Genomic DNA, 20,130 nt, shown 5'->3' with positions numbered 1-20,130 from the left:
TCAGGACGTACTCAGGCGCTTCTCATCTTCGCTGACCAGCCTGGTGGACATGACGGAGAACCTTCGCCCCAGCGGCGCGTACACGGACCAGGACCCGACCCCGTACGGCTACGGCACGGCGTACGACGGCGCCGCGGGCGGCTACCCGCCGCCGCCCCCGTACGCCCCCACCGCCCCCACCGCCAGGCACCGGGCGAAGCGGCCGGTCGCGCTGCTGGCGGCGGTGGCGATCGCGGCGGGCGTCATCGGCGGCGGCACCGCCACCCTCGTCGGCCAGCTGAACGGCGGTGGCTCCGGAGCCACCGGCTCGGGCGGCGCGGTCAACGGCACCACCGTCTCGACGAGCAGCAAGGGCACCGTCCCGGGTGTCGCGGAGGCGGTCTCGCCCACGATCGTGGAGATCGGCGCGGCCTCGTCGGCGGGCAACTCCACCGGGTCGGGCGTGGTGATCACCGAGGACGGCGAGATCGTCACCAACAACCACGTCATCTCGGGCGCGCGGCAGATCCAGGTCACCCTCTCCACCGGCAGGACCTATACGGCCGACGTCGTGGGCACCGACCCCGGCAAGGACCTCGCGCTCATCAAGCTCCGGGGCGCGAGCGGCCTGAAGACGGCGACGCTCGGCGACTCCTCGCGGGTCAAGGTCGGCGACCAGGTCGTGGCGATCGGCTCGCCCGAGGGCCTGACCGGCACCGTCACCAGCGGCATCGTCTCCGCGCTCGACCGCGACGTCACCGTCGCCAAGGACGACTCCGGCAGCTCCGGACAGGGGCAGGGCCAGGGCCGGCAGGGCGGCGGTCAGCAGTGGCCGTTCGAGTTCGGGGGACAGCAGTTCAACGGCGACACGGGCGAGGAGACGACCACCTACAAGGCGCTCCAGACCGACGCCTCACTCAACCCCGGCAACTCCGGCGGTGCGCTGATCAACATGGACGGCGAGATCATCGGCATCAACTCCGCTATGTACGCCCCGAGTTCCTCGGCGGCGGGCAGCGGTTCCGCGGCGGGCAGCGTCGGCCTCGGCTTCGCGATCCCGGTGGACACCCTCAAGGCCGACCTGGGCGCCCTGCGCGCGGGCGAAGGCTCCTGATCCCGCACAGCACCCCGGCCGTGCGAGGCTGAGCACCCCCGCAGACGGGTCGACACGAGAAGAGGACGAGACAGCGATGAGCCCCGCCGAAGACGATCCCCAGCGCATCCTGATCGTCGACGACGAGCCGGCCGTGCGCGAGGCGCTCCAGCGCAGCCTCGCCTTCGAGGGATACGGGACACAGGTCGCGGTCGACGGGTACGACGCCCTGGCGATGGCCGAGGCCTACGCCCCCGACCTCATCGTCCTGGACATCCAGATGCCCCGGATGGACGGTCTCACCGCCGCCCGTCGTATCCGGGCCACCGGTTCCACCACGCCCATCCTCATGCTCACCGCCCGCGACACCGTCGGGGACCGGGTCACCGGCCTCGACGCGGGCGCGGACGACTACCTGGTCAAACCGTTCGAGCTGGACGAGCTGTTCGCCCGCATCCGGGCCCTGCTGCGCCGCAGCTCCTACGCCTCGGCGGCGGGTGCGGACACCCCCGACGACGACGTCCTCTCCTTCGCCGACCTGCGGATGCACCTGGCTACCCGCGAGGTCACCCGGGGCGAGCGGCGGGTCGAGCTGACCCGTACCGAGTTCACGCTGCTGGAGATGTTCCTGTCCCACCCGCGCCAGGTGCTGACCCGGGAACAGATCCTCAAGGCCGTCTGGGGCTTCGACTTCGAGCCGAGCTCCAACTCCCTGGACGTGTACGTGATGTACCTGCGCCGCAAGACGGAGGCGGGTGGCGAGCCGCGCCTCGTCCACACCGTGCGCGGGGTGGGCTACGCGCTGCGCACCGGCGGGAGCGGCGAGGCGTGAGCGGTCCGGCGCCCGCAGCGGGTGGGCGGGAGCGGGGAGGCGTGAGCGGTCCGGCGCCCGCAGCGGGTGGGCGGGAGCGGGGAGGCGTGAGCCCGGTGCGCCGGTTCCGGGCGCTGCCGCTGCGCTCCCGGCTCGCGATGCTGGTCGCGACGGCGGTCGCGGTGGCGGTCGCCGCGGTGGCCGCCGCCTGCTGGCTGACCACCCGGGACCGGCTGACCGAGCAGCTCGACACGACGCTGTCCCAGGTCAAGCCGAACGAGAACGCGATCAGACTGCTGACGGCGTCCTGCACCAGCGGACTGCCCGGTGACCTCCAGGTCGTGACCGGCCCGTACACGATCCAGCTGGTGCCGGCCGTGGGTGCGAAGCCGTGCACGGTGCCGGGCAGGTCTGCCATCCCGATCGACACCACCGACCGGGCCGTCGCCGCGGGACTGCGCGAGGACGCGACGCACACCACGAAGGCCGAGGACGGTGCGGAGATGCGGGTCCACACCTCGCCCGCCGGCCCGGACCGGCCGGGTCTCGCGGTCTCCGTGGCCGTCCCCATGGCACAGGTCACCGATCCGCTGAACCAACTGGCCTGGGTGCTGCTCGCCGTCTCCGGCATCGGTGTGTTCGGGGCGGGCGCGGCCGGGCTGTGGATCGCGCGCGCCGGGCTCCGGCCGGTCGACGAACTCACCGAGGCCGTCGAGCACGTGGCCCGCACCGAGGACCTGACCGTACGCATCCCGGTGGACGGCGAGGACGAGATCGCCCGGCTCTCCAGCTCGTTCAACTCGATGACGGCCCAGCTCGCCTCCTCCCGCGACCGCCAGGCCCAGCTGATCGCGGACGCGGGCCACGAGCTGCGCACCCCGCTGACCTCGCTCCGGACGAACGTGGAGCTGCTGGCCCGCAGCGACGAGACGGGCCGGGTGATCCCGCCGGAGGACCGCAAGGCGCTGATGACCTCGGTGAAGGCCCAGATGACGGAGCTGGCCGCGCTGATCGGCGACCTCCAGGAGCTGGCCCGCCCCGACGCGGCCGAGCCCGGCCCGCTCCAGGTGGTGGCCCTGCACGAGACCACCCGCACCGCCCTGCGCCGCGCCCGCCTGCGCGGACCGGAGCTCACGATCACGGAGGACCTGGCCCCCTGGTACGTACGCGCGGAGCCGGCCGCCCTGGAACGGGCGATCGTCAACGTCCTGGACAACGCCGTGAAGTTCAGCCCGCCGGGCGGCACGGTCGACGTGCGGCTGCACCGGGGCGAGCTGACCGTCCGGGACCGGGGCCCCGGCATCCCCGCCGAGGACCTCCCGCACGTCTTCGAACGCTTCTGGCGCTCCCCGACCGCCCGTCAGCTCCCCGGCTCGGGCCTGGGCCTGTCCATCGTCGCCCGTACGGTGCACCAGGCGGGCGGCTCGATCGCCCTGCGCCCGGCCCCGGACGCCGGCCCCGGCACCGTGGCGGCGCTCACCCTGCCGGGGGCGCCGACGCCGCCGCCGGGGATGTGAGGCCGGGGACGGCGGGTGCCGCTCACCCCGTCGGGTTGTGCCGGATCAGCGACTCGACCAGGCCGGAGCGCTGGTTCGGGTAGTCCAGCGGGACGATGCCGAGCCCCGTCCAGCCGGCGGTCTCCGCGCGCTCCAGGAAGGAGTGCACCTGCGGGTTGAGCCGGTCGGCGTTCCAGCGGGGCGGCATCAGGGCGGCGGTGGACACGTAGTTCATGAAGAACTTGCCCGGCTGCTGGGCCGCCCTGCGGAACTGCGCCTCGATCTTGGGGTACTTGGCGAACGGCTCCGCCATGTAGTCGTCCTGGATGTCGAAGAGGGCCTGGTCCCCGTACCGCACCCCGGGCAGCCCGCCGTTGTCCGCGAGGAGCACCACCTTGCCCCGGGCCCCGCCGAGGTCGGGCAGGGTGGCGTCGAGGCGGAACAGCGACCGCCAGCCGCGTACGTCCAGGTAGTCGTCGAAGACCGCCCGGAACGCCGCGTCGCTCGCGGAGGAGTGCTCCTGCTTGACCCGCATCAGCACGGTCTCGGTCGGCCGCGTGGCGAGGAAGTCCCGGCAGGCGACGAGGACGTCCCCGAACATCATGTTCTGGAACGAGGCCCCGTGGTGGATCGCGAACGAGCCGTCGATGAGCCGGCACCGTACGTCGAGGAAGCGGATGCCGCCGGCCAACTGCTGGGCGATCGTCGTGTTCTGGCACTCCGACCAGGGACCGCCGAAGCGGGCCCCCGAGTCGTGCGTGCCCGGGATCGTGAGCTGCCGGAGCGCGGTGCCGTCGGGCAGGGCGGCCATCCAGTCGTGCGTCCCCCGGACCGCCCGGCCGGCCTCCCGCGTGGCGGCGACGGCGGGCGCCGCGCCGACGATCGCGGTGGCGGAGACGGCGAGAGCGCCGGCCAGGAAGCTCCTGCGGGAGGGTCGGGACGGGGGACCGGGCGTGCGCGTGGGGCTGGGGCTGGACATGGGCGGGTGCCTCCAAGGGCCGTGGGGGGGGGTGAGGGGGGTGGTGCCTGGCCTCCCGAGCCCTTGGATTCTGACGGGCACACGTCATCTCCGGAAGAGGGCGGGCCCCGTCCTCCTCCGGAGGTGGACCGGGCCCCCTCTTCTTCCGGAGATGCCCCCCGGCCGCGCTCGCCGGTTCAGCCCGCGTGCTGGTACGAGGGGTAGGTGACGTACCCCGTGTCACCTCCCTGGAAGTACGTCGCCTCGTCCTCCGGGGCGATCGGCAGCCCGGCGCGCATCCGCTCGATCAGGTCCGGGTTGGCGATGAAGGCCCGGCCGAAGCTGATGAGATCGGCGCCAAGACCGAGCCAGCGGTCCGCGTCCGAACGCCCGGCCCGCTTCGCCCCCATCGGCAGCACCGGGTTCATGATCAGCGCGCCGGGCCACGCGCGGCGCAGGGCGACCAGCACCTCCTCGTCGGCCGTCGCCTCCAGGTGCACGTAGGCCGGCTCCAGACGAGCCAGCTCCGCCAGCAGTACGGCGTAGAGCTCGGGAACGTCCCGCTCCTCGACGCCCCAGAACGCCCCGCCCGGCGAGAGCCGGATACCGGTCCTGGCCGCGCCCACGGCGTCGACCGTCGCCGCCATCGCTTCGACGGCGAACCGCACCCGGTTGGCGAGGGGCCCGCCGTAGCGGTCGGTGCGGAGGTTGGCGTTCGAGGAGAGGAACTGGGAGATCAAGTAGCCGTTGGCACCGTGGAGTTCCACGCCGTCGAACCCGGCGTCGACGGCCCGGCGGGCAGCGGACGCGTAGGACTCGGCGTGCTCGGGCACCTCCGCCGTCTCCAGGGCGCGCGGCACCGGCACGGGCTGCGGGCCGGTCGGGGTGAACACCTCGCCGGCCGCCGCGACGGCGGAGGGCCCGACCGGCCGCAGCCCGTTGGTGTCCGGGTGCGAGACCCGGCCGCCGTGCATGATCTGGGCGAAGATCCGGCCGCCGTTGGCGTGCACCGCGGCGGTCACCGGCCGCCACGAGGCGACTTGCTCGTCGGTGTGGAGTCCCGGCGTACCGGGGTTGGACTGCCCGACCAGGCTCGGCTGCACCCCCTCGCTCACGATGAGCCCAGCGGACGCCCGCTGCGCGTAGTACGTGGCCATCGACGGTGTCGCCAGCCCTCCGGCGGCCGCCCGGACGCGGCTCATCGGCGCCATGACCACCCGGTTGGGCAGCCGCAGGTCACCGAGGCGGTAGCTGTCGAAAAGGCTCTGGTTCATGGCGCGAATCTCCTGGCTCCATCAGCTCCGAAGCACCCGTGAACCGGGTACGGCGCTACGCTAAAACCTGACATCAATGTGAGGGGCAAGCCCGTACGGCGATCCTCTCGGCGGGGAGCGGAGGGGCCACACCATGCGCATCGGAGAACTCGCGGCCGTCACGGGGGCCAGCGTCCGGTCCCTGCGCTACTACGAGGAGCAGCGGCTCCTGACGAGCAGCCGCAGCCCGAGCGGCCAGCGGCACTACACGCCCGCCGAGATCGAGCGGGTCCACTTCATCCAGCGGCTCTACGCCGCCGGCCTGTCCAGCCGCACCATCATGGAGCTGCTGCCCTGCGTCGACGCCCCCAGCGAGGAGACCTCCGACGCGGCGATGGAGCGCATGGAACAGGAACGGGAGCGGCTCTCCGCGCACATCGACGACCTCCGCTCCACCCGGGACGCGCTGGATGTCCTGATGGCCGTGAACCGGGCCCACCGCAGCACGCTGCGCCCGGGGGCGCGAAGTGTCCGCGACAAAGACGGAGCAGGTCGCCTTCCTTAACGGAAAACAGCGGAAGAATATATTCAGCGCGGCCGTTTCCGGAATTTCCGAGCCGCCCTGAAAACCTTTACCGGAGATCTCGAACTGGCCTTATTCTGAAACCACTTCGGGACCTCCGGCGCGCGATCGAGCGACGCCCGGACCCCTTTCTCTCCACCCTCCGCGCATTCCGGATCCCGGAATGCGCGGCAATGAGAAGCGAGGAAGACCTGTGCGACGCATGACCTCCGCCCTCCTTTCCCTGAGCGCCCTGCTGACCGCCTCCGTCCTGGCGGCCCCGGCGGCCGGAGCCACCTCGCACGAAGGCCGCCCGGCCGGCAGCGCCACGCGCGAGGCTTCCGCAGGTGGCGCCCCCGCAGGCTGGGAGAAGGTGAACGGCGACGACCCGGCACGCATCGCCGAGTCGACCGACAGACAGCCGTCCCTGTCCGCCTCCGGCAGAAGCGCCGCCGCCCCGGCAGACGAGTCCGGCCCCATGGCCATCAAGTCGATGCGCAACGGCAAGTTCGCAGTCACCGAAATCAATTACGCCGCGCCCAACACCGGTGCGGTGCGCGCCCGTTCCACCCACGTCTTCGGCGCCTGGGAGAGCTTCGCGTTCGAGTGGGACGAGGCCAGCCAGACCATCGCTCTCAAGTCCCTCGCGAACAACCGCTACGTGGCGGTCGAGAAGAACTTCACCGGCCAGGCGCAGAACGTGCTGCGGGCCCGTTCGACGACCGCGGGCGGCTGGGAGCGGTTCGTGCTCTATTACAACGAGGACCTGGACCTCTACGCGCTCCAGTCCACCCTGAACAACCTCTTCGTCGCGATGGAGAACAGCTACACGGGTTCGCTCCAGTACACGTTGCGCGCCCGCTCCGCCGATGTCACCGGCTCCTGGGAGCAGTTCGACCTGTACGACATCGTCGGCTGACCCCGCCCGCCCGTGGCCCGGCCTCCCTCAGCACCCGGACGGAGGCCGGGTCGCGGCGCGCGCCCGGACCACACCGCGAGGGAACGGGCCCCCTCGTCGCCCTCAGCCGGTAGCCGTGAGCGCGGAGACCCCCGGCCCGCTCAGCTCCTCGACCGCCTGCCGCCGGCCGGACACCGCCAGGAGCAGGGACAGCGCGGGCCCCGTCACCTGCGGCCCCTCCCCGATCGACAGGTCGGCGTCGGTCGCCGTCAGCCGTACGGACTCCACCGTCTCCTTCGCCCCGCCGAAGGCCGCCGGCGTACGCGTCTGAAGGCGCAGCGCGCGGACCACGGCCTCCTGCGGATACGAGCGGACCAGGCCCACCGCACGGCGGATGTCCTCGCCGTGGACGACCTCCTCGACCAGCCGGGTGTCGAGCGGGGCCGGAGGAGTCGTCGTCCGCGACACCACCCGCCGCAGCCGCTCCAGCGTCTCCTGCGGCGACGCCCCGCGTTCGCGCTCCACGCCGCGCGCGTTCTGGCGGTCGAAGTCGAACCCCGCCCGCACGAGGCCCGCCACGAAGCCGATCCGCGTCGTACGGGCGGTGTCCACCAGGTGCGCGGCCACATCGTGCACCGTCCATCCCTCGCAGAGCGACGGCGCGTCCCACTGCCCGGCGTCCAGCCGCGCGAGGTCGTCGGCCAGCGCGGCGCGCTCGGCGTGCACCATCCGCCAGATCCCGCGCTTCGTGTCGCTCTCCACGGCTGCCTCCACTCGAACCGGTGACCACATCTGCCGTAGGAGACCGGGGGCGCCACCGAAACTCATCGCATCCCGGACCACCGGAAATGGATCAAGAAAGGTGATCTTGTCCAACTGTGTCATGACTTCGTAACAGCGCACGGACAGCACAACTCCACCGCGTCACGGTCTATCCAACAGGACGTGACCCACGCCACTTCAAGGAGTGGGGATCCGGGTGCCGGACCAGGCGTCCCGCCATGACCGTTCGAGAAACCGGGGAACGACATGACCAACATCCGACGCGCGTCGGCCATCGGGGCCGCCGTCACCGCCACCGCCTGCGCCGCGATCGCCCTCGCCCCTGCCGCCGTGGCGGCGGAGCCGACGGCCCAGCGGGCAACCGCCGCACCCAAGGCCGCCGCGGCCGCGAAGTACAACGGTGCCTGCGGCGGGGGCTACTCCGTGGTGAACTCGGCGCAGATCGGCACCAAGGGCACCGTTTTCCTCACCTACGGCTCCGCCACCGGCAAGAACTGTGTGGTGACCGTCCGCACCACGCCCGGAAAGGCCGTGCACATGACGGCCTCGCTCGGGTTCGCCTCGCCCACCACGACCGTCTCGGACACGGGCTACTACACGACGTACGCGGGCCCGGTCTATCTTGACGCACGCGGTCTCTGCGTGACGTGGCGCGGCGAGATCTCCGGTGAGGTCGCCGGCAAGAACGGCACCAACTGCGGCTCCCTGGCCGCGAACCGGGGCTGATCCCACGCCGAACGGATTCGGCCCGGGGGGCGGTGTGCGCACACCACCCCCGGGCCGAATCCGTTCGGCATCCGGTCGGCCCTAGCGTGACGCCCCGCACAGGCAGCATCCCGGGGGCAGGACGGGCAGCAGGTGTCGGGCCGCCACGGAGAACGCGAGGTACGGGCGTACGGTCCACTCCGTCCACCGATCGCCATGCCCGAGCGAGAACCCGCAGGTCCGCCCCCGATGCAGGGCGGCGATCGCGCGCACGCGGCCACCCTCGTCGATCCGCTCCCGGGCCTCGCGACGCGCGTCGGGAGCCAGATTCGCCACGAGAGCCCGCGCCTCCACCTGGAACAGCCGGATCGCCTCGGTCGCGGTGGGCACGGAGTACCGGACGAAGGTGTCGGGGGCGCTGCCGCGTAACAAGGGGTACGTGGAGCGCTCGCACCAGTAGGCGTGCAGGGCGGAGCCTTCGGGCCGCGTCGGGTCGGGGTCGCACATGGCACAGCCTCCAGACGTAGCACCGGAAGCGCCCCCAGGCCACGGCCGGCGTGACGAGCTGCGGCGAGAGGGCGCCCCGGATCGACGCTCCCCCAACGGGCGCAGACGGCAGGGGAGTTGGCCGCCGACAAGTACGGCGGCACAGCAGGAAGCTAGCGCGTGAAGCCGAACCGTTTCAAGTGTTTGACGTCTAACGGGTGAGGTGCAAATCTGTGCGGCGCGACAGAAACACGGGCGGCCCCCACCTGCGCCGGTGGAGGCCGCCCGCTGCCGGAGCACGGAAGCTCAGGCCAAGTCGTCGAACTCGCCTTCCTTCGCACCGCCCAGGAACGCCCGGAGCTTGGCGCGCGTGGTACGGACGATCACGTCGGGGTTGTCGCTCTCGCGGAGCAGGATCTCACCGCCGTGCTCAGCGAGTTCCAGACAGTCGGAGCCCTCCGCATTCGAGGACTTCGATGACTTGCGCCACTGGATTTCCACCATTCTCACGCCTTCATACTTGTTTTGCGATTCCGCGAATGAAGTCTCGCGAGCTCTCCGGGTCGAGAGATCTCTCCTCAGTTCGGTCCAGCGCGACTCGCCAGTTCTCCAGACTCGTCTCCGAATCCAGAAAACCCGACCCGGTCGAGGTATCCGTCTGGACGGTGTCGAGCTGCGGAACGACACCGTAGACGTAGTGTGCCGAACTGCTGGCGTACGGGAAACCGCCCGCCGCGAAGGGGATCGCGCGGATGACGACGTTCTCCCGGTCCGACTGACGCAGCAGGTGGTCCAGTTGACTGCGGGCGACCGACGTACCGCCGTAGGTCATCCGCAGCGCCGCCTCGTGGATCAGGAACGTACAAGAGGTCAGTCCGACCCGGTCGAGTACGTCACGACGCCTCAGCCGATGCGACAGCTGGCGCCTCTGGCGGGCCGGGGTGGGCGGCGGCACACTCTCCGCGAAGACGGCGCGTGCGTAATCCTCGGTCTGGAGCAGGCCGGGCATATACATGATCTGCACTGACCTGATGCCGACCGCGTGATATTCCAGCTCGGCCAGATCGAGGGCATCGCTGGCGAGGTGCCCCCGATAGTCCTCCCACCAGCCGTTTATGCGCTCCGTGGCCATTTCGGCGAGCGCCTCGATATAGGCGTGGTCGGGACATCCGTAGTGGCCGGCCCAGGCACGGACGCGTTCGGCGCTCACACCGAACCTTCCGGATTCGATGTTGCTGATGGTGGTGCGGTCCGTACCGAGCATCGCCGCCGCTGCGGTGAGCGACAGCCCAGTGTGCTCACGAACCCGACGCAGCTCGGTACCCAGTCGACGCTGACGCGCCGTGGGCGCCTTCCTCGATGGCATCGGCCCTCCTCTTGTCGGGTCCCAGTGTGGACCCCCGCTCTCCAGGTATCCAATCGGTCGAATCTTTTACGAGGCATCGTCTAACGCGTTAGACAATGCGCTACGGTTCGTCACAGCACCGCGCTTCACATCGCACCCCGAAGTGCAGCCGCTTCGCCGCGCGTTGACATGTGCGGCGATGCGGCCATCGCCACGGGCCGTGCACAGCGCACCCGTTCACCGAACCGGACCGCATAGGGAGACCGACATGAACGCCGCAACGCCAACTCCCCTACAGCCGAACCCGATCGAAGGCGAGTTCTACCGCCTCACCCTCCCGAACACCGCGAGCGCACCGCGCCTCGCGCGGGACTTCGTCACCTCGCTGCTGGAGGTCAGCCGGCACCTCGGGCTGGTCGACGACGCCCGGATCTGCGTGACCGAGCTGGTCACCAACGCCCACCGCCACACCGGTACACCGCTGATCCGGGTCCACGCGGCCGTCAACCGGAAGCGGGTCACCGTCACCGTCACGGATGAGGGCAGCCCGCTCGCCGAATCGCTCGGCGCACCGGGCGCAGGCCCGGAGGCGGAGGGCGGGCGGGGGCTCGTCCTGGTGGAGAGCCTGGCGCTGGCCTGGGGGACACGCGGCGGCGATCGCCGACACCCCGGGCGCAAGGCCGTCTGGTTCACACTCGGGCGGCCGGAACCGACCCGGTGAACGTCACTCCGTGGGGCTTCGCGGTGGCGGCCGTCGTTCTCGGCGTGCTCGCCGCCGGGATCGCCCTCGCGCCGGGACCCACCGCGAGGGAAACCCGGGGCAGACGGCTCCTTGACCTTCTTCGCCATGCCGACCCGACCGGTACGGCGCGGCCGCCTTCGACGCCCATGGCGACGCGGATATGGGCGAAGCCGTTGGCGTGTGACGACTCGGCCGTGGATCGTGAATGACGGCTTGTGGGCGCTGATCGATCCGCTGCCGCCGCCCTGGCCGGAGCCGTCGCCAGGCCCGAAGCCGGTGAATGATAGGCGGTGCCTGCGGGGCCCCCTGTTCGTCCCGCACCAGGGCATCGCTTGGCAACTCTTCCCGATGGACCCGGGGTTCGGCTCCGGTCAGACCTGATGACGGTGCCTGGTGCGGTGGCAGCGTGCTGGTGTCTTCGACCGGCTGCATCGCTTGTTGCTCGGCAGGCCAGGAACTGCAGCTGGGCCCGGAGCGGGTGGAGGCCGAGCTGCCGTCCATCTGTCCGAGTCGGCGGCCCAGCTTCCTTCAGTCCATACCTGGTGTTTCGAATGCTGGCCGCGAGTCAGCTATGCGCTGCTGATCGACGCCGGCTTGATGCCAGCAGCCCCAAACCGAACAGGACGAGTGCCGCAGTCCACGCGGGCAGGCTCTCGGATGGATAGAGCGTGAGAGCCCACCACTCAGCTGCCGGCTTCCCGGAAGCGTGGAACGCGCGGCCGAGACTGGCGCTGACCAACAGGAGCAGCAGGCAGACCGCGCCGGCTGCTGCCTCGTTGCTCACCCGTCGTACGACCAGAGCCACAGCGAGGAGCAGCATCAGGTTGCGTGGGATGTCCATGCCCAGGATGAAGCCCAGGAGATGAGACAACGTCACGGCAGCCGTGACGGCCACGAGGTCCCAGCGGTCCACGCGCACGACTGCTGTCCTCTCGGGAGCGTCCAGGCGACGCTCAAGGCAGTAGAGGACAGCCCCGATAACGAGGAGCGGCGTGAAGTACTGGACACGGGTACTGACCATGCCGCCCAGAAATGCCGGTACGGGAATTTCCGTCCCGCCGAGTATCCAGCAGATCACTGCCAGCAGCAGGAGGGCCAGCGGCACGGCCCACCAGCGTCGTACGACGGAAAAGTAGAGCTTCACGTCGTCCCCCCTACACAGTGGGTTTGGTCTTGGGCGGCCTCGGTGAACCACTGGGTCTGCTGCTCGGCCGGAAGCTGACGGATGCGCTGAACCTGCTTCCAGTCCTGCTCAGGAACGCTCGCCCGCACGTCTTCTTCGTCTATGCCTACGACCAGCAGCGCCCATGTGTCGGCCAGGTACGGCTGGCGGCAGTCACGTACTCCGTGGAGTGCGGCGACGCCGGCGACGGCCGATCGTGCGAGATCGACGCGGAGTTGCTCGGTGCTGTTCTCCGGAGACCAGTACAGGGGCCAGGTACCCGGTTCGAGGTCGAGCTCATCGGAGGCCAGTCGCAGCGTCCGGGGCGAGGGCACTCCAGAGGCTCGCAGCTTTTCCAGTGCAGTAAGGGAGCTGTTGCGCAGGCTGGGTGCCTTCTCCTCGTACTCTTCGGGCAGGCAGAGCGTCGGGGACTTGCCGACGCATACGGTGTGGCCGACACGTGCGTTCGCGAGCGGGCTGTGTCCCCAGTCCGATACAAGACTTCTGCCTGTGAGAATCGTTGCTGCCAGAACGGCCACGCTCACCACGGCCAGCCAAGGCCTGCGGCGGACACCCACCAGGAGCACGACAGCCGCAGTGACTCCTGCGGTGACCAGCCAGGGAACAAGATAGACGAGTGGGTCCAGAGTGTCGGTGAGGGTCGAGTGCTCGGTGATGAAGCCATTCAGATGCCGCCATGCCGGGGCACTCATGGACTGCGGTACGGCCAGGCATACCCAGCTGCCGACCGCAGCGATCAACGCGGCAACAGCGCGTGGACACAGCAGCCCCACCACCCAGCCGATGACTATCCAGGCGCACGGGAGTACCAACAGGTGCCCAACGGCGAGCAGGCCGTAAGCGCTCGGCCAGACCCCGACGGCCATCCTGGTCATGATCAGGGCGCCGATGACAAGGCCGAGGTGCAGCGCGAAGACGGGTCGCGACGCCCACAACCACTGGCGCACAGGACCTCGGGAGCTGACGCTCCGCAGGTCCTGCACGTGCCGCTGGCGGCCGGCTTCCCAGGCGGCAGCCCCGGCCAGGGCCGGAGCGATCGCTGTGATGCCCCACGAGGCGAACTCGCCCGATGCCAGGCCGTAGCCGTGAACTCCCCAGAAGTTTCCCTCCGTCACGAAACTGTTCAAGTAGAGAAGCGCCGGGAGGATCATCCAGGGCGCGGAGGACGCACGCAGGTTTCCGAGAGAGATCACTGTTCCACCGATCCCAGCAGAGCCGAATAGGCGCTCTCCAGGCGTCGTCCTGGAACACTCTGCGGATCGGCGTGGTCCGCGAATTCGGCTACTCCGCCCTGAAATCGCGGGGCCCCGTTTTCCAGGACGACAACCTCGTCGAAGGCTTGATCCAGGTCGGCAATGTCATGTGTGGAAACGATGACGTGCACGCTTCCTCGCAGTTCGACAAGCAGATCGTGGAACCGGCGTCGCTGGGCAGGGTCCAGGCCTGCCGTGGGTTCATCGAGGAGTAAGAGTTCCGCGTCATGCACCAAGGCCTGGGCAATGGCCAGCCGTTGCTGTTGCCCTCCCGAGAGGGTCCCAACCTTGTCCTTGATCTTCGCCGTCAGCCCGACACGCTCGATCGCTGCGGGAGCGGCTCGCCATGCGTCTCGTTCCCGCATTCCCTTGAGCCAGCCGACGTAGGCAACGTGCTCCTGGCAAGTCATTCTCGGAAGGAAGCCAGCACGCTGGGGCAACCAGGAGACCTTGCGCCGGTAGGACTGCAGAGTCCTGCTGTTGGTGGACCGCAACTCGCCGAAACAGATGTTTCCTTCCCCTGGGGTGTGCGCGCTCGCTCCCAGCGCAAGAAGCGTGCTCTTACCCGCTCCGTTCGGACCAAGAAGGACGGTATTGCCCGGCGAGAAACTCAGGTCGAGTCTGTCGATGACAGGATTGGTCCTGCGGCTGTAGCGGAACGTGCAGGACTGGTAGTGCAACGGCATGGGTCAACCTCACCGACGGGACTCGCCCCCGCCCCCGCGGCGTACGCGAGGGCGGGGGACAGCGTGATTAGTAGGAAACGATCAGATACCTGACCGGAACGCATGAACCGCCGCCGTCATTGACGACGAAGTAGTAGTCCCCGGCTCCATGGTCGTTCCGGTTTTCCGTGGAGGTCGACGTGGGGCTCTGGAAGCACTTCGTGAATGCTGCTGGCAGCAGCTGCCTTCGACGGCGTTCGGCCCGTCCGGCGCGACCGCCCACCGGCCATTCTCGGAGTGGTCGAAGACCGGGGTGTGGGCCAAGTTCCACCGCCTGGACCTCGGCGAGCGCGGCGCCCGCGGTGAGTTGGACGGGTCACGGCTTCACCCGCCGCATCGCGTTTCGAATCCGGCCAGCCTCGTCCCACCTTGAATCATGCCACCAGAGCCCGTTTACAGGGGTGTTGGGACAGCACGTGACCAAACATCAAGCACGTGAGGATCTTGCTCCTGTCCGGTACACGTGAATCGCCATCATCGCCGTGCGTTCAAACGCCGCCAGCAAGGGCTGCTCCGACCGGGTCGTGCGCCGCCGCGACCCGGTGCGTGCCGGTCGACCCCCGACCGGATCGTTCGCCACCGCGACCTGGTGAAGCGCGGCGCCAACTACTTAAAGAAACAAGAGAAAGAACCCCACCCCCACCCACCCCGGCGACCACCTGAAGCCCCCAGGGGCTCGTCACCCACACGGGTGAGGTTTGCCAACTCGGCTCGCTTTCGGACCCGTTGTCCGGCATATGCTCACGCCAGACCACACCGGACATACGTCGGCCCCCGACCGGGACTGCAATCCCAACCGAGGGCCTGACCACCAAGGAAGTCGAGACCTTCCCGATGGATACCCAGCAGAATACTGCGCTCACGCGCGCCCTGGCAGAGATTCCCGGGCCCCTCCCGGCCCGAGGCGTGATCCACATCGCGATCCCGCACACCGACCGCTTCACCGTCGTCGGCAACCACCTCGCCCAACACCCCGACCTCAGCTGCACCGCGATCGGCATCGCCGTACGCATCCAGTCACTGCCCCAAGGCGCAGAGGTCAGCATCAAAGCGCTCGCCGCCCACTGCCCAGAAGGCGAGAAGCGCATCGCGACCGCCCTGCGCGAACTGGAAGCCCTCGGCTACCTGCAACGCGTCCGGGAACGGCTCCCCAGCGGCCGGGTCATCACCCGCACGGTGTTCTGCAACCAGCCCGCAGCGCTGTTACGCCCCCGTCCGACGGCGAGCCCCCTACGACCCGCCGTAACAGCCACACCCCAGGCACCGCCACCGGCACCGGCACCGGCACCGGCACCGGCGCCCTCGCCCTCGCCCTCGCAGGACATGCCTGAGCCCCCGCCCGTACCGCCGCCGCCCTCCCTCGCAACGCCCCCGCCCCCGTCCCCGCCGCCCCCACTCTTCGTACCGCTGGTCCCGAACCCGACCGCGCCCAAGCCCCCACCCCCGCCTCTCCCCCAGCCCGACGAACCGACCCCGGAACTCGACCGCGCCGCCACCGCGCTTTTGAGCGACCTACGCCGTCACACACCGGAGTTGACCCTCTCCGAGGCCGACGTCCGTCAGCTGGCCCCCGGCGTAGCGGCCTGGCTCGAACGGGCCGCCCACCCCGATGCCATCCGCCGCACCCTCACCACCGACCTGCCCCACCCCCTCAGGCGTCCCGCCCTGCTCCTCAAGCACCGGCTCACCGCCCTCCTGCCCCCGCCACTCCCCGGCGTCCGCGACCTCGCCGCCCCCATCCGCCCCCGCATCACCATCACCCCCTTCCAGACCTGCGACGACTGCGACCGAGCCTTCCGCTCCCCCACCCCCGGCCACTGCCGCGACTGCCGCGAACACCCCACGCACCGGAGCGACGACACACGAACCGCCGCCGCCTGAACGGGCGGAGCGCACCGGCACGGACGGCACGTACGCATGGCTTTCGTCACAGCGAAAAGACGGAATCCGAGAGCAACTGCGCACTTTGGTGACGTCTGTCCGCTCCCGGGGCCGCCGTTCCGCCCCCGGGCCCGGAATAATGCCCCGGCCCCCTCACAGGATCCCCATACGATCGGCACAGGTCGCCCGCGTGATCCTTCCGCCGTGGCAGCCGCCCACAACGTTCTCCGCCGTTCGGACCCGACACCAAGGGATCATGTGAAGATTCGCCGCGCTCTCGCCACCGCCGTCGCCGCCGCCGTGACCGCCCCCGTCGTCCTGCTCTCCGTCACCCCCGCGTTCGCCGACACCAAGCCGGTGACGCAGACGCAGAACAAGCAGAACAAGCCGACCATCAAGGAACTGGAGGCGGCCGCCGCCGAGGCGCAGAAGGCGTACGAAGCGGCCGTCAAGGCTCGCGACGAGGCCCAGATCACGGTGCGGCAGGCCCTCGATGAGCTGTCCCAGGACAGTCACCCCCTCGTGGCCGCAGCCAACGCCGCCAAGCAGGCCGCGAAGGACGCCGGCACCGCGAAGGACGCCGCCGACAAGGCCGTGACCGACGCGAAGGCCGCCCTCGACGCCCTGCCTGCGGAGTCCACCGAGGAGCAGAAGAAGGCCGCCGAGACGGCTCTCGCCGAGGCCGAGGCGACCGCGACGACGGCTGCCACCGCCAAGACAGCCGCCGAAACCAAGGCCGCCGAGGCCGGAAAGGCCGTCCAGGACGCACGGGTCGCGGCTGTTCGCACGGCCGGCGTGGCCGACAAGGCCAAGGACGACGCCCTCGCCGCGAAGATCGCCGCCGACGCGGCGCTGGCCCAGGCCAAGAAGGAGGCTGAGGAGGAGGGCGAGGACTGCGAGCCCGAGAACGACCTCACCGCCAAGGTGACCGGCCTGCCGACCAAGCTCGTCGCCGGGACGACCACCGCCTTCTCGCTCCGGGTGACCAACGGCTCCGACCGGCACATGGACGAGATCATCACGTACGTCGGAGTCCACGCGACCGACAAGAGCGGTCTCAAGGACACGGGCAAGTTCTTCAGCCTTCAGTGGTCCTCCGAGTCGTCCCCGAAGTGGAAGAACGTCAAGGACGACTACATCGACGCCGTCGGCGCGCTGAAGCCCGGCGCCCGGACCGACCTGAAGATGCGCCTCACCCTCGACAAGGCCACCCCGGCCGGCAACGGTGTCGCCTTCATCGCGGCCGACTTCTACAACGAGGACGGCTCCTGCGGCGGGACGCCCGGCGCGGACATGTACGAGTTCGACGTCAAGGCCGCGGGCAGCAAGCCCGGCAAGACCGAGGACGCCAAGCCCAAGCCCGCCGGCACCACGAAGCCCGGCGACAAGGGCTCCGGCCACCAGCCGCAGGGCTCGGCGTCGGGCACCCCGGCGAAGACGGGCACGGACGGCAGCCTCGCCGCCACCGGTTCGTCCTCCGCCACCACCTCGATCGCTCTCGCGGGCGGCGCGGCCGTGGTGCTCGGCGCGGCGGCGGTGTTCGTCGTCCGTCGTCGGAAGGCCGGTTCCGACGCCTGACGGCGCGGCGGAAGTCGCTGAGGCACTTCAAAGCGCTGAGGCGGTGAAGCGGTGAGAGGGCGGAGACCTGTACGGGTCTCCGCCCTCTCCCGTCGTTTCAGGGCATCCTCACGCTCAACTCCGTGACAACTTCCCCCGCTTGAGTTGCAGCACCTCGTCCGCCGCGTCCGCCACCTTCGCGGAGTGGGTCACCACGACGACGCACTTCCCGTCGTCGTGGGCCAGCTTGCGCAGCACCTCGACGATGCCGGCCGCGGTGTCCTGGTCGAGGCTCCCGGTGGGTTCGTCGGCGAAGAGGATGTCCACCTCGCAGGCCAGCGCGCGGGCGATCGCCACCCGCTGCTGCTGCCCGCCGGAGAGCTGCCGGATCCTGCGGTGGCGGTCCTCCTCCTCGATGCCGAGAAGGCCGAGGAGCTCGTTCGCGCGGTCCTTGCGGCCACGCCGGGCCGCGCCGGTGATCTCCATGGCCGAGGTGACGTTCTGCACGGCGGTCAGGTAGCCGAGCAGGTTGAAGGACTGGAACACCGTGGCCGCGTGCCGTCGGCGATAGGTGTCCAGCCCCAGCCGGTCCAGCTCCCGGCCCCGGAAGCGCACCGTGCCCCCGCTGGGCGCGTCGAGGCCGCTGGCCAGCGAGAGGAGGGTGGTCTTGCCGCTCCCGGAGGGGCCGACGACCGCGTACATGCGGCCCTGCTCGAAGTCCTGGCTGACGCCCTTGAGGACCGTACGCTCCCGGGCGCGGTTGCCGACGGGATAGCTCTTCCGGACATCGACGAGCTGGAGGACCGGGCTCCGGCCGTCGTCCGTCGGTCCGGGGTGCGGCAGGGTCGGGTGCGGCATGGTCAGTCGCCCTTCGTGAGGATCTGGCGGGGCTTCAGGCGCAGGACGCGGTAGCCGGGTACGAGGGTGGCCGCGGCGGCGATACCGAGGCCGGCCGCGCCGACCTGCCCGATGGCTCCCGCGGTGAGGCGGACGTCCAGCTCGTCCAGGGGCTCGGCCGCCGGCTGTTCCTCCTCGGGTGCCGCGCCCATGGAGTTGGCGTAGTCGTTCCGTTTCCCGGCGTCGGCGTCCTTCGCCGCCTCGGACACCTCACCGGCCAGCAGTACGCTTCCCGCCGTGCCAGCCAGCGCCTGGCTGACGGGCACGGCGAGGCCGATCGCGATCAGCGCGCAGGCGGCGATCTCCACCAGGTGCTGGCCGAGCAGCCGCGGCTTGCGCTCACCCATGGCCAGCAGGATGCCGAGCTCCTGGCGGCGCTCGCGCAGCGAACCGGCCACGACCAGCGACACGACCGCCAGACCGGCCAGCGAGACCAGCCACACCGTGAGCGTCGCGAAACCGGCGGTCCTGGCGATGGGTCCGACGAGCTGCTGGTACTGCTTGTCGTTCACCGCGAGCGGATAGATCTCCGGATCGAGGCCGAGCGCCTTCGCCTCCGCACGCAGCTTCGGCAGATCGCCCGGACCGCGCAGGGTGAAGGTGGCCTCCTGGATGTCCGGGCCCTCGCCGGTCGGCGCGACGGCCGACAGCGAACCGGCCGCGTCCGGCGAGGCGTAGACCAGGTTGGCCGGGTCGGCGAGCGCGGGCACGTACTGGCTGCTGGAGGCGGTGGCGGAGGCGTAGACGCCGCCGACGGTGAACTCCTTCGGCGGCTGCGTGCTGCCGTCGCCGAGGAAGGGACGCACGGTGACCTTGTCGCCGACCTTCAGCTTGTTGGCCTCCGCGAGGCGTTTCTCCAGGACGAGGACGCCTCCCCGGGTCTCCGGCCCGATGCCCTTGCCGGCGAGGACCTTCGAGGTGCCGTTACGGAAGGCGGGCGTCGCGAGGAGGTCCCGTACGCCCTCGACCTTGAAGAAGTCGCCGGACTCCGTGTCGGTGGCGGGCGGCGGCGGTACGGCGCGGTAGAGCTTCAGCCGGTCCGTGGGCTGTCCCGCCGCCTCCACCTTGTAGCTGAACCCGGTGACGACCGGTGACGCGCCGAGGCGGTCGGCCTGCCCGCTGCGCAGCCGGTCGGAATCGTCGATCCGGACGCCGCTCGCGCCGCCGTTCTCCGCCTTCCCCGACGCCATGAGCGCGTTGATGTCCAGGGACAGCGTGGCCACGGCGCCCACCGTGCGCTTCGCCTCCGTCGCGGCTCGGTCGGCCGCCGACCGGATGAGGAAGCCGGAGAGGACCAGGGCGCAGATGACGAAGAACAGGCCGGTCAGCATCAAGGCCTTGCCGGGGGTGGCGGTCAGCCGCCACCAGGCCCGTTTGAACAGGTTCATGGAATCTTTTCTCTTCGCGGTCGACTACGGGCGGACGGACGGCTCACGCTAGGAAGCGGGCGTTATCGGCGGCGTTCGGCGGCGGGCCGGGCCGGGCGGACTCTCATACGTCGTCCACATGCGGGCTCTGATAGT

The 20,130-nt window shown here is 70.3% G+C and carries 20 protein-coding genes; 9 read left to right on the top strand and 11 right to left on the bottom strand.

Annotated features, from left to right (window positions below; genetic code table 11):
• Window positions 1–49: 49 nt before the first annotated feature.
• The 3 genes from ACH4RG_RS33000 (at window position 50) to ACH4RG_RS32990 (ending at window position 3,400) form a co-directional block, all read left to right on the top strand.
• Complete coding sequence (locus ACH4RG_RS33000; RefSeq protein ID WP_397924953.1) at window positions 50–1,093, top strand: S1C family serine protease; 1,044 nt, start codon at window positions 50–52, stop codon at window positions 1,091–1,093.
• A gap of 76 nt (window positions 1,094–1,169) precedes the next feature.
• Window positions 1,170–1,904, top strand: a complete 735-nt coding sequence (locus ACH4RG_RS32995; protein WP_397924951.1) for a response regulator transcription factor — start codon at window positions 1,170–1,172, stop codon at window positions 1,902–1,904.
• A 137-nt stretch (window positions 1,905–2,041) separates the two neighbouring features.
• Window positions 2,042–3,400: an ATP-binding protein gene (locus ACH4RG_RS32990; protein ID WP_397925224.1), complete on the top strand. Its 1,359-nt coding sequence runs from the start codon at window positions 2,042–2,044 to the stop codon at window positions 3,398–3,400.
• A 22-nt stretch (window positions 3,401–3,422) separates the two neighbouring features.
• Here the strand turns inward: ACH4RG_RS32990 and ACH4RG_RS32985 are convergent, their stop codons facing one another.
• On the bottom strand, window positions 3,423–4,358 hold the full coding sequence (locus tag ACH4RG_RS32985) for a phosphatidylinositol-specific phospholipase C domain-containing protein (RefSeq protein WP_397924949.1): 936 nt from the start codon (window positions 4,356–4,358) through the stop codon (window positions 3,423–3,425).
• 176 nt (window positions 4,359–4,534) lie between these two features.
• Entirely contained in the window at window positions 4,535–5,611 is a 1,077-nt protein-coding gene (locus ACH4RG_RS32980; protein ID WP_398540669.1) for an alkene reductase, read from the bottom strand.
• A 133-nt stretch (window positions 5,612–5,744) separates the two neighbouring features.
• Here ACH4RG_RS32980 and ACH4RG_RS32975 point away from each other — a divergent pair, with 133 nt between their 5' ends.
• Both ACH4RG_RS32975 and ACH4RG_RS32970 read left to right on the top strand, forming a co-directional pair.
• The gene (locus ACH4RG_RS32975; RefSeq protein WP_398540668.1) at window positions 5,745–6,155 is read left to right on the top strand and encodes a MerR family transcriptional regulator; all 411 of its coding nucleotides are present in this window, start codon (window positions 5,745–5,747) and stop codon (window positions 6,153–6,155) included.
• Window positions 6,156–6,375: 220 nt separating this feature from the next.
• Window positions 6,376–7,071, top strand: coding sequence for a fascin domain-containing protein (locus tag ACH4RG_RS32970; protein ID WP_398540667.1), 696 nt, complete (start codon window positions 6,376–6,378; stop codon window positions 7,069–7,071).
• Window positions 7,072–7,173: 102 nt separating this feature from the next.
• On the opposite strand, the gene ACH4RG_RS32965 is transcribed toward ACH4RG_RS32970, so the two are convergent.
• Entirely contained in the window at window positions 7,174–7,812 is a 639-nt protein-coding gene (locus tag ACH4RG_RS32965) for a maleylpyruvate isomerase family mycothiol-dependent enzyme (protein ID WP_398540666.1), read from the bottom strand.
• Window positions 7,813–8,079: 267 nt separating this feature from the next.
• Between ACH4RG_RS32965 and ACH4RG_RS32960 the strand changes: the two genes are divergently transcribed.
• Window positions 8,080–8,559, top strand: a complete 480-nt coding sequence (locus tag ACH4RG_RS32960; protein ID WP_398540665.1) for a spore-associated protein A — start codon at window positions 8,080–8,082, stop codon at window positions 8,557–8,559.
• 81 nt (window positions 8,560–8,640) lie between these two features.
• On the opposite strand, the gene ACH4RG_RS32955 is transcribed toward ACH4RG_RS32960, so the two are convergent.
• The 3 genes from ACH4RG_RS32955 to ACH4RG_RS32945 all read right to left on the bottom strand — a co-directional run bounded on the left by ACH4RG_RS32955 (window position 8,641) and on the right by ACH4RG_RS32945 (window position 10,390).
• Window positions 8,641–9,045, bottom strand: a complete 405-nt coding sequence (locus ACH4RG_RS32955) for a hypothetical protein (RefSeq protein ID WP_397931162.1) — start codon at window positions 9,043–9,045, stop codon at window positions 8,641–8,643.
• A 285-nt stretch (window positions 9,046–9,330) separates the two neighbouring features.
• Window positions 9,331–9,528, bottom strand: coding sequence for a DUF397 domain-containing protein (locus ACH4RG_RS32950; protein WP_397746932.1), 198 nt, complete (start codon window positions 9,526–9,528; stop codon window positions 9,331–9,333).
• A 10-nt stretch (window positions 9,529–9,538) separates the two neighbouring features.
• Window positions 9,539–10,390 (bottom strand): helix-turn-helix domain-containing protein, encoded by an 852-nt coding sequence (locus tag ACH4RG_RS32945; protein WP_397924937.1) that lies wholly within the window; start codon window positions 10,388–10,390, stop codon window positions 9,539–9,541.
• 247 nt (window positions 10,391–10,637) lie between these two features.
• Between ACH4RG_RS32945 and ACH4RG_RS32940 the strand changes: the two genes are divergently transcribed.
• On the top strand, window positions 10,638–11,090 hold the full coding sequence (locus tag ACH4RG_RS32940) for an ATP-binding protein (RefSeq protein WP_398540664.1): 453 nt from the start codon (window positions 10,638–10,640) through the stop codon (window positions 11,088–11,090).
• 586 nt (window positions 11,091–11,676) lie between these two features.
• Here the strand turns inward: ACH4RG_RS32940 and ACH4RG_RS32935 are convergent.
• The 3 genes from ACH4RG_RS32935 to ACH4RG_RS32925 form a co-directional block, all read right to left on the bottom strand.
• On the bottom strand, window positions 11,677–12,255 hold the full coding sequence (locus ACH4RG_RS32935) for a hypothetical protein (protein ID WP_397931160.1): 579 nt from the start codon (window positions 12,253–12,255) through the stop codon (window positions 11,677–11,679).
• Window positions 12,252–13,421, bottom strand: coding sequence for a hypothetical protein (locus ACH4RG_RS32930; RefSeq protein WP_398540663.1), 1,170 nt, complete (start codon window positions 13,419–13,421; stop codon window positions 12,252–12,254). The genes ACH4RG_RS32935 and ACH4RG_RS32930 overlap by 4 nt, the downstream gene beginning before the upstream one ends.
• Before the next feature lie 62 nt (window positions 13,422–13,483).
• Window positions 13,484–14,233 (bottom strand): ATP-binding cassette domain-containing protein, encoded by a 750-nt coding sequence (locus ACH4RG_RS32925; protein ID WP_397924929.1) that lies wholly within the window; start codon window positions 14,231–14,233, stop codon window positions 13,484–13,486.
• A gap of 873 nt (window positions 14,234–15,106) precedes the next feature.
• Between ACH4RG_RS32925 and ACH4RG_RS32920 the strand changes: the two genes are divergently transcribed.
• Together ACH4RG_RS32920 and ACH4RG_RS32915 are read left to right on the top strand one after the other, a co-directional pair.
• Entirely contained in the window at window positions 15,107–16,153 is a 1,047-nt protein-coding gene (locus tag ACH4RG_RS32920) for a hypothetical protein (protein ID WP_398540662.1), read from the top strand.
• 258 nt (window positions 16,154–16,411) lie between these two features.
• Complete coding sequence (locus tag ACH4RG_RS32915) at window positions 16,412–17,731, top strand: LPXTG cell wall anchor domain-containing protein (protein ID WP_397924925.1); 1,320 nt, start codon at window positions 16,412–16,414, stop codon at window positions 17,729–17,731.
• Window positions 17,732–17,845: 114 nt separating this feature from the next.
• On the opposite strand, the gene ACH4RG_RS32910 is transcribed toward ACH4RG_RS32915, so the two are convergent.
• The gene (locus ACH4RG_RS32910; protein ID WP_397924923.1) at window positions 17,846–18,568 is read right to left on the bottom strand and encodes an ABC transporter ATP-binding protein; all 723 of its coding nucleotides are present in this window, start codon (window positions 18,566–18,568) and stop codon (window positions 17,846–17,848) included.
• A gap of 2 nt (window positions 18,569–18,570) precedes the next feature.
• On the bottom strand, window positions 18,571–19,995 hold the full coding sequence (locus ACH4RG_RS32905) for an ABC transporter permease (protein WP_398540661.1): 1,425 nt from the start codon (window positions 19,993–19,995) through the stop codon (window positions 18,571–18,573).
• Window positions 19,996–20,130: the final 135 nt, after the last annotated feature.

Source organism: Streptomyces sp. NPDC021019 (assembly GCF_044333295.1).
In the GTDB taxonomy this organism is placed as follows: domain Bacteria; phylum Actinomycetota; class Actinomycetes; order Streptomycetales; family Streptomycetaceae; genus Streptomyces.
This window is presented reverse-complemented; position numbering and strand designations above follow the sequence as displayed.